The sequence below is a fragment of the Protofrankia sp. Cj5 genome (assembly GCF_917627405.1).
In the GTDB taxonomy this organism is placed as follows: domain Bacteria; phylum Actinomycetota; class Actinomycetes; order Frankiales; family Frankiaceae; genus Protofrankia.
Genome location: NZ_CAKJTO010000100.1, coordinates 1 through 16,777 on the forward strand (window position 1 = coordinate 1; position 16,777 = coordinate 16,777).

Here is a 16,777-nt window from a genome sequence, read left to right on the forward strand (position 1 = left end):
ACCCGCGCCCGACGCTACGCGCGGGTGACCTTGCCAGCCTTAATGCAGGAAGTGCACACGTTGAGACGCTTGGGCGTTTTGCCGATGAGCGCATGCACGGTCTGGATGTTGGGGTTCCAGCGCCGCCGCGTGCGCCGGTGGGAGTGGGAGACCGACATGCCGAAGCCCGGCCCCTTGCCGCAGACGTCACACACCGAAGACACGAGAACACTCCGCCGGAAGATAGTAATGATCATACCGCGTGCGCGGTAGTCAACCGAGGGTACCCCACCGATGTCCGGCTAACGCGGTGGGACCGTCTGCCGCGGGGTGACTCCTTCAGCAAACCGTGTGCGCTTGTGGCCCAAGCCGCTTGGGCCGGCTGAAGACGAGACTGCACCGGCCTCGGTGATCGCGCGTTCCACCGCACTCCTCGTCGAGGTCGATGTCCAGGCACGGGGCCGGACCGGCGAGCGAGGTCCGCTCACCGTCGCGTGGTCACACCACGTGGCGCCACCATTTCGCGGTGACTCTCATGGGCGCGTGAGTGGCCTTGATGGCCGACTCGTGACGTACGGCAGATCAAGGAACAGGCTTTGTGGTGTGCCTGTTGGTCAGTCGAGGAGCTTGTTGAGGCTGTCGGTGGTCAGGACGCGGGCGGTCCAGGCCTGGAGCTTGTCGGTGGAGGCGTTGCGGACAGTGGTAAGTACCGGTTCGGGAAGTGGACCGAACTTGAGGGCCAGCAGCTGGAGCAGCGTCTCGGCGCGGCCCTCGGCGCGGCCCTCGGCGCGGCCTTCGGCTTTGAGGGTCTCCGCGATGGTCATGTAGGCCTCCTCCGCGTCAGGACCGACAGCGGCCATCAGATCATGTAGCTGGTCATGGGTGTCTGCGTCCCCGACCAGATCAATGTAACGCAGGAGCGCTGTGAACTCCTCCTTACCGTCGGGGCCGGCCAGCACTGCGCGTAGCTCGTCTACCCATGGCTGTAGATCTGAGGCCAGCTGGGGATTTCCGGGGGCGATTTTGAGGAGGAGCAGGGTGAGTCGTGTCGCGTGTGTCAGGGGGCGTTGCCGTAGTTGTCGTTCGTCGATGCGGACCAGGTCGTCGAGGAGGAACCGGAACCGGGGTAGGTGGTCCTTCCAGCCGGCGGCACGGTCGTGGTCGTCCAGGTCGATCAGGTCGGCTACTTCGAGTGGTGCGGTCCATGCTTGTTCGTTGTGGTGTACGACGAGGGGGAGTACGGCTGGTAGCCGGGTTGTTGTGGGGTGATCGCCGAGGTGGCGGTCCCAGATACGTATGACGTAGCGCAGCATGCGGAATGCCATCAGGGGGTCGTTGCTGCTTTGGTGCTCGATGAGTATGTAGACGAAGGCTGTGCGGCCGTCGAGTGGGACGGTGAACAGCAGGTCGGTGTGTCGCCATCGGAGGGTGGCGTCGATCAGGCTGCCGGGGACGAGGACTAGCTGATCGAGGTTGAGTCGGGTGGTGAGGGCTGTTGGTAGCGTTGCTCGTAGGTGTGATGCGGCGTTTGAGGGTGTGCTGAGGATCCGGCGGAACACCGCGTCGTGGGGTGTGGACGGATTCGGCATGGCCGCACCGTACAGGTGGGTGTGGGTGGTGCGAACAGTGTCATATATCGGGATCCGGCCCGCCCGGCCACAGAGCGGTGCGGATACAGCGTTGAGGCTTGCCTCCCAGCAAGTGTTGAACCACCAGCCACTATGGTTACGGGCACAGCTCGATCACCGTCGCTCTGCGGACCGGCTTGTGCCCGGCGACCGCGTACGAACCGCTATGTCCGCGCTACCAGCCGGGTGCCGCTGGCTACCAGAGCCGGACCACTTCAGATGCTGCCGCTGACCTGTTCTTCGTTGTTCGTCAGCCTTCTTCCGGACTGGGTCCGGATGGCGGGGTCTGGCATCGGATGCTGTGGGACCTGAAAGTTGTCGGCGCCGTCAGGCAGGATCGGGTGTGTGATCGACCAGACGACGCGGCTGCGGGACGTGGTGGGTGCGGCAACGGCCACCGCGCTCGCCGATGCTCTGAGCCTGGAGACAAGCGGTGACCTGCTTGCGCATCTGCCCCGGCGTTATCACGAACGCGGTGAACTGACCGACCTCGCGAACCTGGCTGTCGGGGAGGTGGTCACGGTGCAGGCACAGGTCGTCAGCGTGAAGCGGCGTCCGATGCGGGAGCGCAGACGCTCCATGCTCACCGTCACCGTCACCGACGGCAGCCACAACCTCCTGCTGACGTTCTTCAATCAGGTCTGGCAGGAGCGAAACCTACGGCAGGGCGTCACCGCGCTGTTCGCGGGCAAGGTGGAGGAGTACCGCGGCCGGCGGCAGCTGACCAATCCCGAGGTGCACCTGCTGGACGCTGAGAGCGCTGATCCGGGGACGCACGGCGGCGCTGAGAGCTTTGCGAGCGGTCTCGTCCCGATCTACCCGTCGGCGGTGAAACTGCCCAGCTGGAAGATTGGCAGCTGCGTGCGAATCCTGCTCGCCGGGCTCACCGAGCTCGACGATCCGCTGCCCGCGGCCATTCGGGACAAGTACCGGTTGGTAGGCCTGCTCGATGCCTACCGCCTCGTCCACCAACCGTCGTCGTGGGCGGAGGTTGCCCGTGGCCGGCTTCGCCTGAAATGGGACGAGGCGCTTATCCTGCAGGTCGCGCTCGCGCGGCGTCGACTCGACAACGAGCAGACAGCGGCGACAGCGCGGGTTCCTCGGGCGGACGGTCTGCTGGCGGCGTTCGACGCGGCATTGCCGTTCCCGCTGACCGTCGGCCAGCGCGCGGTCGGCGAGACCATCAAGGCCGAGATTGCCCGGCCGTTCCCGATGCACCGGCTGTTGCAGGGCGAGGTTGGTTCCGGCAAGACCGTGGTGGCGTTGCGGGCCATGCTCGCCGCGGTGGACGCGGGCGGTCAGGCGGTGCTGCTCGCGCCCACCGAGACACTTGCCAGCCAGCATCTACGCAGTCTGCGTAACCTGCTCGGTCCGTTGGGACGGGCAGGTGAGCTGGACGCCGCGCCACTGGCGACGAGGATTGTGCTGGTGACGGGTTCTCTCGGGGTGAGGTCGCGGCGCGAGGCGCTCGGGGCGGTGGCGGATGGCAGCGCCGGCCTGGTGGTGGGGACGCATGCGCTCCTGGAGGAGTCGGTGACCTTCCGCGACCTCGCCTTGGTCGTCGTGGACGAACAGCACCGTTTCGGGGTCGAGCAGCGGGACGCGCTGCGCTCCCGGTCCGCCCGTCCGCCGCATGTGCTGGTGATGACGGCCACGCCGATCCCGCGCACGGTCGCGATGACCGTTTTCGGTGATCTGGAGGTTTCCACTCTGACCGAGCTGCCCGCCGGCCGGTCGCCGATCGCCTCGTTCGTCGTGCCCGCGACCAACAAGGTCTGGACGGACCGGATGTGGGGCCGTGTCCGGGACGAGGTTGCCAAGGGCCATCAGGCGTATGTCGTCTGCCCGCGGATCGGCGAGGATGATGCCGCCGCCGACGCTCCGCCCGATGCCGCCGATGGCGTCCTGCCTGGCTCCTTGGCCGCTTTCTCCGGCGGTGCGCCGCCAGGCATGATCGACGGGGACACGTGGGACGCCACGGCCGGGTCCGAGGACGGGCGTAGGCCGAGCGCAGCCGTGCTCGACCTGCTCCCGGCGTTGCGTGACACCGAGCTCGTCGGGCTCCGGGCCGCGGCGTTGCACGGCCGCCTGCGCCCGGATGACAAGGACGAGGTCATGACGAAGTTCGCGGCGGGTGACATCGATGTTCTCGTGGCCACCACGGTGATCGAGGTCGGGGTCGATGTGCCCAACGCGACCGTGATGGTCATCGCGGATGCCGACCGTTTCGGCATTTCCCAGCTGCATCAGCTGCGGGGCCGGGTTGGGCGTGGCAGCGCGCCTGGGTGGTGCCTGCTGTACACCGAGGCCGAACACGGATCGCCCGCCTGGGAGCGGCTGGCCGCGGTGGCCGCCACCGCCGACGGTGCGCAGCTCGCCCGCCTCGACCTCGCGCAGCGGCGCGAGGGCGACGTGCTGGGCGCGGCCCAGTCCGGTGGTCGCCGATCGCTGCGCCTGCTGGAGCTGCTCAAGGATGAGGAACTGATCCGGTCCGCGCGGGACGAGGCGACGGCCCTGATGTGCGTTGATCCGCAGCTGTCGGCGCAGCCGGCCCTGGCCGCCGCACTCGCGGCGACGCTCGATGAGAGTACGGCCGCCTATCTGGAGAAGGGATGACGCGGATCATCGGTGGTACCGCGCGCGGGCGACCCATCCGGGTACCGCCGGGCGAGCGGACCCGCCCGACATCGGACCGGGCGCGGGAGGGGCTGTTCAACACGCTCACATCGATTGTGGAGCTGCGCGGCGCGCGGTTCGCCGATCTCTATGCTGGCAGCGGCGCGGTCGGCTTCGAAGCGTTGTCGAGGGGGGCGTCGCACGCCCTGCTCGTTGATCAGGAGCCCGCTGTTACCCACACGCTGCGTGCGAACGCCGCGACCCTTGGGCTCACCGGCGCGGAGATCATCTGCCAGCCTGTTCAGCGTGTGGTGGAGACCATACCTGGGCATGCTTTTGACGTGGTGTTTCTGGACCCTCCGTATAATGTGTCTAACGTAGAGTTGACAGCCGTGCTCACTCGCCTGCTTGCCCATTCCTGGCTGTGTCCAGATGGTATATGTGTTGTGGAGCGATCGCGGCGCGGTGGGCAGTTCGACTGGCCAGATGGTCTTGTTGCGATACGTAATCGGACGTATGGCGAGGCGACGCTCTGGTACGGTTTCGGATCATGAGAAAGGCTGTCTGTCCTGGTTCCTTCGACCCGGTCACCAACGGTCACCTTGATATCATCGGCCGTGCCAGCCGGCTCTTCGACGAGGTTGTCGTGGCTGTGCTCATCAACAAGAGCAAGGCCAACCTCTTCACCGTGGACGAGCGGATCGAACTGATCCGTGAGGCGGCGCGCGAGCATTCCAACGTGCTGGTCGAGTCCTCTCATGGCCTGCTTGTCGACTTTTGCCGGGCCCGTGGCATCCAGGCCATCGTCAAGGGCCTGCGCGCGGTCAGTGACTTCGACTACGAACTGCAGATGGCCCAGATGAACCATTCGCTCGCGGGCGTCGAAACCCTGTTCATGAGCACGAACCCGCAGTACGCCTTTCTGTCGTCAAGCCTGGTCAAGGAGGTCGCCACCTACGGCGGGGACGTCTCCGGGCTGGTGCCGGATCTTGTACTCAAGCAGTTGCGGGAGCGTCTCGCCCAGTAGCGCGATAACGGTAGTGGGCGAACGGTGGCGCGATAGCTGAACCACTGAACCACTGAACCACTGGCCGCGTTCGCGGGACGCGGCCAAGGCCGCCCGGCCGGAGCCCGGCGCCCGCGTCGCCGGGAAGCTCGCGGCCTTCGAGGGGCGCCGCCCAGAGGTCTCACCTCGCTCCCTGTAGCCGAGCGTGGTCGGTCCCGCCGGTTGGCGAGGAGTCACGACGGCCGCACCGCCGCCAGCCTGGACGATCGGATAAGCTTGCGGTCTGCGTCCGGAGCGGCGGGTGGGGCAGCCATCCGAACCTGAGCTGAGTCCGGGCCGAGTCTGTCGTTTTGTGATGTTCGAGAGTTGTGAATCCAGTATTTTCGTGGCAAGGACAGGCACTCCACCCATGACCGGGCCGTCATCCCATCGCCGGAGCCCTCGTGGCCCGCTCGTACTTGACATTCGCGAGCTGGGCCGTCGCGCGGGTTCCATGAAGCATGTCGTGACACAGGTTCCCGCGCCGGCGGAGCTGGGAAACGAAATGATCAAGGTTTCGCCGGGCGCGCTTATTGAGCTGGCTGTGCGGCTGGAATCCGTGATGGAAGGCGTGCTGGTCAGCGGCACGGCGTCCACGCCGTTGGCGGGCGAGTGCTCGCGTTGTCTCGACCCCTTCGAGGACGAGGCGGCGGTTGACATCCGGGAGCTGTTCTACTATCCCGACCGGGTCGTGGGCGACGTCGATGACGACGACTGTCCGCAGATCGTGAACGACCATATTGATCTGCTTCCGGCGCTGCGTGACGCGTTGGTGCTCAACCTGCCGCTGTCACCCTGCTGCCGGCCGGACTGTGCGGGTCTGTGCGTCGACTGCGGCGCGCGACTGGACGACCTTGAGCCTGGCCATACCCATGAACAGGTCGACCCCAGGTGGGCGGCACTTCCATCGCTGGTCGAGAATTCAGCATTGATCGATAACAAGGAGAAGGACTAGTGGCCGTCCCGAAGCGCCGGACCTCGCGTAGTAACACCCGCTCTCGGCGGGCTCAGTGGAAGGCAACGACCCCCGCTCTGGCCAAGTGCCCACGCGGCCACGTGGTCCGGCCGCACACGGTCTGCCCGACCTGCGGTCGTTACAACGATCGACAGGTCATCGACGTCTAAGAGCGCCCGGTAATAGGGGTGTGGATCAAGGAGCGGGGCTGGGGTGTGTGCGGCGCAAGGCGGAGAAGGGAGCCACCCTGGTGCTGGGTGGCGACCGACGAGCCGGGGTACCCGTCCATCGCGCAGCGATGGACGGGGAGCGATGCGGCGAGGTGCGTGCCCCAGCCCCGCGACACCGCGTCCCCTATTGCCAAGCGCTCTTAGTGGTGTGACACATGTGGCGGTTGATCTGCCCGGTGAAGACGGCGCGCCGGAGCTGGTCGTTGACGGTGTCGGTCATGCGCTTGCCGCTGACGCGACCCTGAATGTCAGCCTGGTCGGCCCGTCCCGGGTCGCTGGGCCGCTGCTGCGCGAGCGCGGCCTGCACGCCGAGAGCCGGCTACGGATCGTTGATGCTTCTTATACGGTAGGTGCCGGCGTGGACGCGACCCGTGCGGTGCGATCGAGGCGGGACGCCACGGTGCGGGTCGCGGCCCGTCTATTGCGGGACGGCGTGGCCGACGCCATGGTGTCGGCCGGCCCGGTCGCCGCGGCCACAGCCGCGGCGACGTTCACCCTCGGCCCGCTCGCGGGGGCGACGAGGCCGGCACTTGCCGTGGTCGTCGGCTCGCCGTCCGAGCCGAGGGTCCTGCTGGATGCTGGCGCGGCCTCCGGCGTGAACATCAGCGCCGACCAGCTCACCCAGTGCGCGGTCCTCGGAGCGGCCTACGCCACAATCCGCCTGCGTGTGGCGCGGCCCAGGGTCGGCCTGCTGTCCGCGGGGCCGGCTGATCCGGGCCGACCGGCTGCTGGGAGCGTCGGCGATCTTATCGCCGAGCTGGGGTTTGACTTCGTGGGCGCTGTCGAGGCGGCCACGGTGGTGGCCGGCGGGAGCGTTGACGTCGTGCTCAGTGATGGTTTCACCGGGGCGGTCCTGGTGTCGGTTCTGCGAGCGGTTGCGCAGGTTGTCGGTCAGCTACCGCGGACGTCGTCGGGGTGGCAGCCGTGGGAGGGAGCATTCGTGGTCGGTGTTGACGGGATTGTGGTCGTCGTGGATGGCAGGCCCGAGGGGGCCGCGGCCGGAGTCACGCACGCGATTGCCGAGGCGGTTGCCGCACATCAGGCAGGTTGGGTGCCGCGCCAGCGGGCGGCTCTCGCCGAGCTCGTCACCCACCGCCGGATCCGTGCCGGGCTGCCGGCATGACCCGCGGCCTGCCACCGCCCGCGCCCAGAGACGGCCTGATGGCCGCGCTCGGTGTGCCGGTCGACGTCGGCCTGCTCGAACGGGCTCTTACGCACCGCTCATACGCCTACGAGCAGGGCGGCCTGCCGACCAACGAACGGCTGGAGTTCCTTGGGGACTCCGTGCTCAGCCTTGTCGTCACCGACGCCCTGTTCCACCGTCATCCGGACCTGCCGGAAGGACAGCTCGCCAAGCAGCGCGCGTCCGTAGTCAACATGCGTGCGCTCGCTGGTGTCGCCCGCACGCTGGGGGAGAACGGCATCGGTCCGTACCTGCTGTTGGGCCGTGGTGAGGAGACCACCGGAGGCCGGGACAAGGCCAGCATCCTCGCGGACACCCTTGAGGCGCTGATTGGCGCGGTCTACCTGTCGGCTGGCGGGTTGGACGGCCTGCAGGTCGCGTCCCAGTTCGTCCACCGGTTGTTCGACCCGCTGCTGGACGTGGCCGCCGGCCGGGGTGCCGGGCTGGACTGGAAAACCTCGTTGCAGGAACGGACCGCCGTGCTGTTGCTGGGTCCGCCCGAGTACGAGGTGGATGAGTTCGGGCCGGACCATGCCAAGCGGTTCACCGCCCGCGCCGTCGTGGCCGGTGAAATCCTCGGCCATGGTGACGGTGGGAGCAAGAAGGAGGCTGAGCAGCGCGCCGCCGCCGCCGCCTTCGAGGCGTTGGAGGCGCGTTCGGCCGATCCTTGTCATCCCGACGGGCTGGCCGGCGCAGAGCGGGATGACGGCGATCCGGCGGACAGCCGCGCTGAGACGGCTGTGCGCACGGGTAACCGCTGATCCGCCGCTGCCCTTTCCGCCATGCCTGAGCTTCCGGAGGTCGAGGTCGTTCGGCTCGGCCTGCAACAGGCGCTGGTCGGCCGGACGATCGCGGAGGTCGTGGTTGCGCACCCCCGGGCTGTCCGGCGGCACGCCGCTGGGACCGCTGACTTCGTGGCGGTGCTTGCGGGCCGTACGATCTTTGCCGTACACCGGCGGGGGAAGTATCTGTGGTTGGATCTCGGTCATGGAATGGCGCTGCTCGCTCATCTCGGCATGAGCGGCCAGCTTCTCGCGGTGCCCGCGACCAAACCCGCCGAGACCCACCTCCGAATTCGTTTCACGTTCTCCGACGCTGGTCGGGAACTGCGATTTGTCGATCAGCGCACCTTCGGCGGTCTTGCGGTTGTCCCCGCCGGTGCGGGTGTGCCGGAACCGATTGCGCATATCGCGCTGGATGTCCTGGACCCGGGTTTTTCTGACACGGAGTTCGTCGCGGCCGTTCGCCGCCGCCGGACCGGAATCAAACGCGCGTTACTCGATCAGACCCTTGTCGGCGGTATCGGTAACATCTACGCCGATGAATCCCTGTGGCGGGCGAGGCTGCATTATGCGCGTCCGACTGAGACGCTTACCCGCGGTGAGCTCTGCCGCTTGTTGGATGCGGCACGTGAGGTTCTCACCGCCGCGTTGTGCGCGGGCGGGACCTCCTTCGACTCGCTCTATGTATCAGTCAATGGTGTGAGCGGCCGGTTCGACCGTTCGCTGGAGGTCTATGGGCGGACCGGTCAGCCATGTTCACGATGCCGGACGCCCGTCCGTCGGGATGCCTTCATGAACCGGTCCAGTTTCAGCTGTCCAGGCTGTCAACCACGGCCGAGAAGGGGACGTTGGTAGTTTCCTCTGGGTCCGCGGCAGTGCCGTGGACCCAGAGGAAGGCCGTTTTACAGCTTGCCGCCGGGGAGGTTGGGTACCGCGGTCTGGGTGGGACCTGAGGTGCGGGGCGGGGCGTAGCCCGGACCAATGATCTCGTTGGGCGCGGCTGGTGCCGGTGCCGGTGTGGCACTGCGTAGGCCCTCCGTGCTGGCCTGGGGCACCGGCAGGATGCCGCCATCCTGGCTGAAACTCTGGCCGCAACCGCTGAGTGACAGCGCCGCGGGGATGATGATGGCGCTGACCATCGTCATGACGGCTCGTCGGCCGCCGGGCAGGGGCACCCGGAGCTGACGGGATCGGGGCGAACGCATGGTATTCACAATGGGCCGGTAGCCTATCGTGCCCATGTGTGATGTTCCCGCGGAGCCGCCGGATCGAAATGATCACAATACGTCCGCCGGGTCTGAACCGCCGGCCCGGTTGACAGCGTGGGTGTCAGGGAGGGTTCAGGGCGTTGGTTTTCGGGCTTATGTCCGTTCCCGTGGGCGCCGGCTCGGCCTGGTGGGTTCGGCGACGAATCTCACAGATGGCCGGGTCGAGATCGTTGCGGAAGGTTCGCGAGCCGCTTGCGAGGCTCTCCTGGAGATGTTGCGGGCCGGGCACACACCAGGTCTGACGACTCAGGTCACGTTCTCCTGGTCGCAGGCGAAGGGTGATCTGTCAAATTTTACCCGGAAATGATCTGTGTCGACGGTTGGGCGATGACGAGGTGTCCTCATCTCGACAAAATGCCATCGGGAGCCGTCCGGGTATGGCATCGTCTTGACATTCGGCTACTTCGCGTGCGATCCTGAGTTCATTGTCTGGCGCGTCGTGTGATCTATCCCGGTTCTTCATCGGTGGGTTGCAGCGCGTCCCGCACCCGCTCGGTCACTCATCGTGGAGGACCATCATCATGGCGAAGGCCCTTTTCGGCCACGTCGGCTCTGGCAACGATGTTCGTTTGTCGTATGAGGTACGCCGACTTCGTGCACGTGTAGCAGAACTGGAAGACGAGCTTGCGCGTTCTCGTGCTCTTACGGATGCGCTTGAAGGCGTTGATGTCTCTGACGAGCTTCGCGCGCTTGAAGCAGAGCCCGCGCTGACCTGATCCTCCCGAATCCGTAGCGGGAGTTAAGGGACGTTTCTCCTCGTGGGGAACGTCCCTTCGTGCTGCCGGGGCTCATTTGCCGGATCCTGCTGGTAGTGAAGCTGGCAGTATCGTTGGTGTTCCGTCCCCTCCGACAGCTCCGGAGACAGGTGCATCTCAAGAGCCTTACCCTGCGGGGCTTCAAGTCGTTCGCGAGTTCGACGACCCTGCACCTCGAGCCCGGCATCACCTGTGTTGTGGGGCCGAACGGCTCGGGCAAGAGCAACGTCGTCGACGCGATGGCCTGGGTCCTTGGCGAGCAGGGCGCCAAAGCGCTGCGCGGCGGGACGATGTCGGACGTCATCTTCGCCGGCACACCGTCGCGCCCGCCGCTGGGCCGCGCCGAGGTCCTGCTCACCATTGACAACACCGACGGCGCGCTGCCTATCGACTACAGCGAGGTGACGGTCGGTCGTCTGATGTTCCGTAGCGGCGAGAGCGAATACACGATCAACGGTAGTTCGTGTCGGCTGCTGGACATCCAGGAACTCATGAGCGACTCTGGGATCGGCCGCGAGCTGCATGTGATCGTTGGCCAGGGCCAGCTTGACGCGGTTCTGCACGCCCGCCCGGAGGACCGGCGCGCCTTTATCGAGGAGGCGGCTGGCGTCCTCAAGCACCGCAAGCGCAAGGAAAAGGCCCTGCGCAAGCTGGAGGCGATGGCGGCCAATCTCACCCGCCTGACGGATCTGTCCGCCGAGCTGCGGCGCCAGCTGGGCCCGCTGGGCCGGCAGGCGGAAATCGCCCGTAAGGCCGGTGTCATCCAGGCCGCGGTGCGTGACTCACGGCTGCGCCTGCTGGCCGACGACATCGTCACCGCCCGCGGTGACATCGCGGCTGACACCAGGGATGAAGAAGCGCTGCGAGTCCGCCTCGCGGCGGCCGGGCAGGCATATACCGACGGCCAGCGGCGGGAGCAGATCCTGGCGGCGGAGCTGGCGGCGGTGACCCCCCAGGCCGCTGCCGCAGGTGAGGTCTGGCACGCGCTGGCATCCCTTCGGGAGCGCGTCCGAGGTACCCGGTCACTCGCGGCCGAGCGGGTCCGGCTGCTGCGCTCCGGGTCCGAGGAAGAACGCGGTGGGCGGGATCCCGAGCAGCTGGAGCAGGAGGCGGCGGCAGTCCGGGAACAGGAGAACGCTCTCGGCGTGCGGCTGGATGCCGATCGTGACAACCTCGCCGAGGTCGTCGCCCGCCGGGCCGCGCTGGAGACAGCACTGGCCGGTGAGGAAAAGGCGCTTGTGGCTGCCGCGCGGGAGGCCTCAAGCCGACGGGAGAGCCTGGCTCGGCTGGCCGGGCGGGTGGAGGCGGCTCGCTCCCGCGCCGCCAGTGCTGAGACTGAGATCGTCCGGATATCCGAGGCCGTGGACGCCGCCCGGCAGCGCGGTGGCGAAACAAGTGACCAGCGTGTCGCGCTGGAGTCAGAACTCGCCCGGATGCGGACGACCCGTTCCGAGCTCACCGCGAGACATGCCGAGGCCGTGGCGGTCCATGCGGACGCGACGGCGAGGCTGGAGAATGTGCGTGCGCAGGAGCGTTCCGCCGAACGCGACCGGGCTTCCTGGCAGGCCCGCGGGGAGGCGCTCATCCTGTCGCTGACGCCGAAGGACGGCGCCGCCGCGCTGCTGGCCGCCGCCGGCGGCGAGTGGGACAACGGCGCTGCCCGGTCGGACGGCGCTCCCGCCAGGCCCACCGGCGTCCTGGGCCGCCTCGCCGCCTTGCTGGCGGTCGAGCCAGGGGCCGAGACCGCGATGGCAGCCGTCCTGGGTCCGGCTGCCGACGCCGTCGCGGTCGGTGCTGTCGAGGATGCCGCTGCCGCGTTCGAGTGGCTTCGCGCGGCCGACGCGGGGCGCGCGTCACTGCTGGTCGCCGGCCGGCCGAGCGGCGACGGCCCGGTCGCCGACGGGTGCGGGACCGACCCGGTCATGGCCCTGTCGGCGGACGCCCGTCGCGGTGGGGTTCCCGCCGTGGACCTCGTGCGGGTCAGCGACCCGCGCTACGCCGCGGGAGTGGCCCGGTTGCTGGCCGCCACTATCGTGGTTGCCGACCTCACAGCCGCCGTTGAGCTTGTCCGTGAACATCCTGGCATCCGAGCGGTCACCCGGGCTGGTGACGTGATCGGGCCTGAACTCGCCACCGGCGGCAGTGCCCGAGCGCCGTCCCTGCTCGAGCTTCAGGCCGCGGCGGACGAGGCGGAGTCCCGGATGCTTGCGGCGGCCAGCAGCGGTGAGCGTGCCCGCGGGGCCGTCGCCGCCGCCGCCGAGGAGGTGAAGCGGGCCAGAAGTGGGATCGACGACGCGTCAGCGGCGCTGCATGGAGCGGACGCCCGTCACCGGGCGTTGTCCGAACAACTGTCCCAGCTGGAGCGGGCGAACCGGTCGGGAGCCGCTGAGATCGAACGTCTCGAACGGGTCCGGATGCAGGCCGAAACCGCTCGCGACCAGGCATACGGTGCCTTGGCGGAGCTGGAGGCGATGCTGGCCGCGACCTCCTCGGAACCTGACGTCGGTGACCGGTCGCCAGCTGAGCGCGACCGGCTTGCGGCCGCGACCTCAGCCGTGCGCGGCGAGGAGGTCGAGGCCCGGCTTGCGGTGCGTACCAGTGAGGAACGGGCTCGGGCGCTGGCCGGCCGCGCGGCCGCGTTGGTCCGGTCCGCCGCGAACGAACGGGCCGCGCGGCTGGCGGCGGCCCGGCGACGGGAGGTGCGGGAGCGCCAGGCGACCGTTGCCGCGGCTGTGGCCGACGCTGCCGGTCATGTTCTCGCGGCGCTGGAGAACTCGCTGGCCGCCGCTGACACCGAACGTGGCCAGGCCGAGGCGCGGCGGCTGCGGACCGAGGCCGATCTGGCCGCCGTCCGCGAGCAGGTACGGACACGTGCCGGCGAGCTCGCCGCGTTGCGTGATGATGCCCACCGCGACGAGCTCGCCCGTGCCGAAAAGCGCCTGCGGGTGGAGACACTGGAGGCCAAGGCGTTCGACGAGCACGGGATAGCCGTTGACGATCTTGTTGGCGAGTACGGACCGCACGTGCCCGTACCGCCGGACACCCCGGACGGCGAGGCCGTCGCGTTCGACCGCGCTGACCAGGCGGCGCGGGCGGCCGCGGCCGAGAGACAGCTCGCCCGGCTGGGTAAGGTCAACCCGCTCGCGCTCGAGGAGTTCGAAGCCCTGCAGGAGCGCGCGGCGTTCCTCTCGACACAGCTCGACGACATCAAGAACACCCGCCGCGACCTCCTGCTGGTCGTCGCCGAGGTCGACGAACGGGTCCGAGAGGTCTTCCGCGCGGCCTTCGAGGACACCGCGCGCGAGTTCGAGACGGTCTTCGCGACCCTGTTCCCCGGCGGTGACGGCAGACTCGTGCTCACCGATCCCGATGACATGCTCACCACTGGCATCGAGGTGGAGGCACGGCCACCGGGCAAGAAGGTCAAGCGTCTGTCGTTGCTGTCGGGCGGTGAACGATCGTTGACGGCGATTGCCCTGCTGCTCGCGATCTTTCGTGCCCGGCCGTCGCCCTTCTACGTGCTGGACGAGGTCGAGGCCGCCCTTGACGACCGTAACCTCGGCCGCCTGCTGACGGCGCTGGAAGGCCTGCGGGAGAAATCTCAGTTGATCATTATTACCCATCAGAAACGTACGATGGAGATTGCGGACGCGCTCTACGGTGTGTCGATGCGTGGGGACGGAGTCACCACGGTGATCAGTCAACGGCTCCGGGAACGCGCTTCGGCCTGAGAAACGGGCTGCCTGGTCTGTCAGGATCGGATGCGTGGAGTACGTCCTCATCATCATCGCGATCGTCGTGTTCGGTCTTGTCGCGTCCGCCGGCCTGCTGGTGGGCACCCGCCGCCGAAGTCGAAGCACCCCCACCCGGGGCCGGCCGCACCCGGGTACGGACTACCAGCCCGGGGTGGGTGACGACGCCGAGATCCCCCGAGACACCCCGAGGCGGACGGTCGAGACCGTTGACATCCCCGCACCCGCACCCGAGGCCGAGGCCGCGGGTGAAGCTGAACCGTACGAACTGGAACTTGAGCGGGAAGCTCAACGGGAGGTGCCGGCCCCAGCCGCCGGCCGGTTGATCCGTCTGCGCGAGCGGCTCGCGCGGTCCCAGAACAGCCTGGGCCGCACGCTGCTGCTGTTGTTGTCCCGGGACAACCTCGACGAGGAGGCCTGGGAGGACGTCGAGACGACCTTGCTGGTCGCCGATGTCGGGGTGGCGCCTACCCAGGAACTGGTCCAGTCGTTGCGCACAAGGGTCAAGGTTCTCGGTGCCCGCCAGCCCGCGGATGTGCGTGTGCTGCTGCGCGACGAGCTACTTGCCCAGATTGGTACCAGCACCGACCGTACGCTGCACTCGGCCGTGGACGGCCGGCCCGCGAACATCCTCGTGGTCGGGGTGAACGGTACCGGCAAGACCACGACCTGTGGAAAGATCGCCCGTCTGCTGGTGGCGGACAACCGTACGGTGGTGCTGGGCGCGGCCGACACCTTCCGGGCCGCCGCCGCCGACCAGCTGGAAACGTGGGGGAGCAGGGTCGGGGCGCAGACGGTACGCGGCGGCGAGGGCGGGGACCCGGCATCGGTCGCCTTTGAAGCCGCCAAACGAGGCATCGCTGTCGGAGCGGACACCGTGGTGGTGGACACCGCTGGGCGTCTGCACACCAAGACCGGTCTCATGGACGAGCTTGCCAAGATCAAACGCGTGGTAACCAAGATCGGTCCCGTTGACGAGGTTCTGCTCGTGCTGGACGCGACGACCGGCCAGAACGCCGTGGAACAGGCCCGGGTGTTCACCCGTGCGGTGGACATCACAGGCGTTGTGCTCACCAAGCTCGACGGGACTGCCAAGGGCGGCATCGTGATCGCGGTCCAGCGGGAGCTCGGGGTACCGGTGAAACTCGTCGGTCTGGGGGAGGGGCCTGACGACCTCGCGCCGTTCGATCCGGAGGCGTTCGTCGACGCGTTGCTGGGAGAGGCCGCGAGCTGACCGGAAGAGCCAGCCGGATTCGCTGCTCGGCTTCTCCCGCTCGGCTCCCTGCCCAGGCCTACACCGTGGCCACGGGAAGGCTCTTTCACCCGGCGTGCGGGCGACCTACAGTGCCGAGGTGAGGTTCATGGCCCGGCCGGACCCGATGGCCGGGATGTTATGCCCGGCGAGGTGTTCCCGCCATCCTCGCTGTGGAGGGCGGTGACAGCGGCGGATCTGTGCCATGATCACCGTGTGGGTGTACCTCGCCGGGCTGCCTGTCGCAGAGGTGAAGGGCCGCAAGCCGCGGACTCGCCGGCCTTCGCCCCGTCCTGGTGCGTACCCTGAGAGCTGCGGTTCGCCAGCGATCTCGGAGTGTGCGCGTGTTCGACACCCTGTCCAGCCGTCTCGACAAGGCTTTCTCGTCGCTTCGCGGCAAGGGGCGGTTGTCCGAGGCTGACATCAATGCCACCGCCCGGGAGATCCGGGTGGCGTTGCTGGAGGCCGACGTCGCGTTGCCGGCGGTCCGTGCCTTCATCGCGGCCGTGCGCGAACGGGCAATGGGAGCGGAGGTCTCGGCTTCGCTGAACCCGGCCCAGCAGGTAGTCAAGATCGTAAATGAAGAACTGATCGCTATTCTGGGTGGTGCCGCGGCTACCCTGCGGTTCGCCAAGACGCCCCCCACCGTCATCCTCCTCGCAGGTCTGCAGGGCACGGGCAAGACGACGCTTGCCGGCAAACTCGGTCGCTGGCTTGCGGCCCAGGGGCACACCCCCTTGCTGGTCGCCGCCGACCTGCAGCGTCCGAACGCGGTCACGCAGCTTCAGGTTGTGGCCGCCCGAGCCGGGATCGACGTGTTCGCGCCCGAGCCCGGCAACGGGGTGGGTGACCCGGTGGCGGTCGCGCGCGACGCCGTGGAACACGCGCGGCGTCGCCTGCACGACGTGGTTGTTGTCGACACCGCCGGCCGTCTTGGCGTGGATGCCGAGATGATGCGGCAGGCTGCGGACATCCGCGATGTGACGTCGCCGGACGAGATCCTGTTCGTCGTCGACGCGATGATCGGTCAGGACGCCGTCGCCACCGCACAGGCCTTCGCTGACGGCGTCGGTTTCAGCGCGGTGGTGCTCACCAAGCTCGACGGTGACGCTCGCGGTGGTGCCGCGCTGTCGGTCGCGCACCTGACCGGTAAGCCGATCATGTTCGCCTCCACCGGTGAGGCGCTGGAGGACTTCGACGTCTTCCACCCGGAGCGGATGGCGTCGCGCATCCTGGGCATGGGCGACGTTCTCACCCTTATCGAGCAGGCGGAGAAGGCCTTCGAGGCCGACCAGGCCGAGGCGATGGCGGCGAAGATGGCCGCCTCGGAGT

At 68.0% G+C, this 16,777-nt stretch carries 16 protein-coding genes; 13 read left to right on the top strand and 3 right to left on the bottom strand.

Annotation, left to right across the window (positions count from 1 at the left end):
• Positions 1 to 14: 14 nt before the first annotated feature.
• Both rpmB and MJ777_RS18330 read right to left on the bottom strand, forming a co-directional pair.
• Complete coding sequence (rpmB, locus tag MJ777_RS18325) at positions 15 to 203, bottom strand: 50S ribosomal protein L28 (protein WP_239310361.1); 189 nt, start codon at positions 201 to 203, stop codon at positions 15 to 17.
• A gap of 390 nt (positions 204 to 593) precedes the next feature.
• Positions 594 to 1,568 (bottom strand): Rpn family recombination-promoting nuclease/putative transposase, encoded by a 975-nt coding sequence (locus MJ777_RS18330; protein WP_239347685.1) that lies wholly within the window; start codon positions 1,566 to 1,568, stop codon positions 594 to 596.
• A 384-nt stretch (positions 1,569 to 1,952) separates the two neighbouring features.
• Here MJ777_RS18330 and recG point away from each other — a divergent pair, with 384 nt between their 5' ends.
• From recG to mutM, 8 genes are all read left to right on the top strand, one after another.
• Positions 1,953 to 4,223, top strand: coding sequence for an ATP-dependent DNA helicase RecG (gene recG / locus MJ777_RS18335; protein ID WP_239377270.1), 2,271 nt, complete (start codon positions 1,953 to 1,955; stop codon positions 4,221 to 4,223).
• Positions 4,220 to 4,777 (top strand): 16S rRNA (guanine(966)-N(2))-methyltransferase RsmD, encoded by a 558-nt coding sequence (rsmD, locus tag MJ777_RS18340; RefSeq protein WP_239347680.1) that lies wholly within the window; start codon positions 4,220 to 4,222, stop codon positions 4,775 to 4,777. Before recG ends, rsmD begins: the two co-directional genes overlap by 4 nt.
• Positions 4,774 to 5,250 (top strand): pantetheine-phosphate adenylyltransferase, encoded by a 477-nt coding sequence (gene coaD, locus MJ777_RS18345; RefSeq protein WP_239311303.1) that lies wholly within the window; start codon positions 4,774 to 4,776, stop codon positions 5,248 to 5,250. The genes rsmD and coaD overlap by 4 nt, the downstream gene beginning before the upstream one ends.
• A gap of 388 nt (positions 5,251 to 5,638) precedes the next feature.
• Positions 5,639 to 6,223 (top strand): DUF177 domain-containing protein, encoded by a 585-nt coding sequence (locus MJ777_RS18350; RefSeq protein ID WP_239311302.1) that lies wholly within the window; start codon positions 5,639 to 5,641, stop codon positions 6,221 to 6,223.
• Positions 6,223 to 6,393 carry a 50S ribosomal protein L32 gene (gene rpmF, locus MJ777_RS18355; protein WP_239311301.1) on the top strand — a complete coding sequence of 57 codons (171 nt, stop codon included), beginning with the start codon at positions 6,223 to 6,225 and terminating at the stop codon, positions 6,391 to 6,393. The genes MJ777_RS18350 and rpmF overlap by 1 nt, the downstream gene beginning before the upstream one ends.
• Before the next feature lie 217 nt (positions 6,394 to 6,610).
• Positions 6,611 to 7,576 carry a phosphate starvation-inducible protein PhoH gene (locus MJ777_RS18360; protein ID WP_239311300.1) on the top strand — a complete coding sequence of 322 codons (966 nt, stop codon included), beginning with the start codon at positions 6,611 to 6,613 and terminating at the stop codon, positions 7,574 to 7,576.
• A complete protein-coding gene (gene rnc, locus MJ777_RS18365) occupies positions 7,573 to 8,397 on the top strand; it encodes a ribonuclease III (protein WP_239311299.1) in 825 nt (274 codons plus the stop codon). Before MJ777_RS18360 ends, rnc begins: the two co-directional genes overlap by 4 nt.
• Positions 8,398 to 8,418: 21 nt before the next feature.
• Positions 8,419 to 9,273 carry a bifunctional DNA-formamidopyrimidine glycosylase/DNA-(apurinic or apyrimidinic site) lyase gene (gene mutM / locus MJ777_RS18370; protein WP_239311298.1) on the top strand — a complete coding sequence of 285 codons (855 nt, stop codon included), beginning with the start codon at positions 8,419 to 8,421 and terminating at the stop codon, positions 9,271 to 9,273.
• A 47-nt stretch (positions 9,274 to 9,320) separates the two neighbouring features.
• Here the strand turns inward: mutM and MJ777_RS18375 are convergent, their stop codons facing one another.
• Positions 9,321 to 9,563, bottom strand: coding sequence for a hypothetical protein (locus MJ777_RS18375; protein ID WP_239311297.1), 243 nt, complete (start codon positions 9,561 to 9,563; stop codon positions 9,321 to 9,323).
• 94 nt (positions 9,564 to 9,657) lie between these two features.
• On the opposite strand from MJ777_RS18375, the gene MJ777_RS18380 reads away from it, so the two are divergent.
• From MJ777_RS18380 to MJ777_RS18400, 5 genes are all read left to right on the top strand, one after another.
• Positions 9,658 to 9,993 carry an acylphosphatase gene (locus tag MJ777_RS18380; protein WP_239311304.1) on the top strand — a complete coding sequence of 112 codons (336 nt, stop codon included), beginning with the start codon at positions 9,658 to 9,660 and terminating at the stop codon, positions 9,991 to 9,993.
• Between the two features lie 214 nt (positions 9,994 to 10,207).
• The gene (locus MJ777_RS18385; protein ID WP_239311296.1) at positions 10,208 to 10,402 is read left to right on the top strand and encodes a hypothetical protein; all 195 of its coding nucleotides are present in this window, start codon (positions 10,208 to 10,210) and stop codon (positions 10,400 to 10,402) included.
• A 149-nt stretch (positions 10,403 to 10,551) separates the two neighbouring features.
• Positions 10,552 to 14,172 carry a chromosome segregation protein SMC gene (gene smc / locus MJ777_RS18390; protein WP_239377271.1) on the top strand — a complete coding sequence of 1,207 codons (3,621 nt, stop codon included), beginning with the start codon at positions 10,552 to 10,554 and terminating at the stop codon, positions 14,170 to 14,172.
• Positions 14,173 to 14,206: 34 nt separating this feature from the next.
• Complete coding sequence (gene ftsY, locus MJ777_RS18395) at positions 14,207 to 15,427, top strand: signal recognition particle-docking protein FtsY (RefSeq protein ID WP_239311294.1); 1,221 nt, start codon at positions 14,207 to 14,209, stop codon at positions 15,425 to 15,427.
• Positions 15,428 to 15,789: 362 nt separating this feature from the next.
• A partial coding sequence (locus MJ777_RS18400) for a signal recognition particle protein (protein ID WP_239377272.1) occupies positions 15,790 to 16,777 on the top strand: 988 nt, incomplete at its 3' end.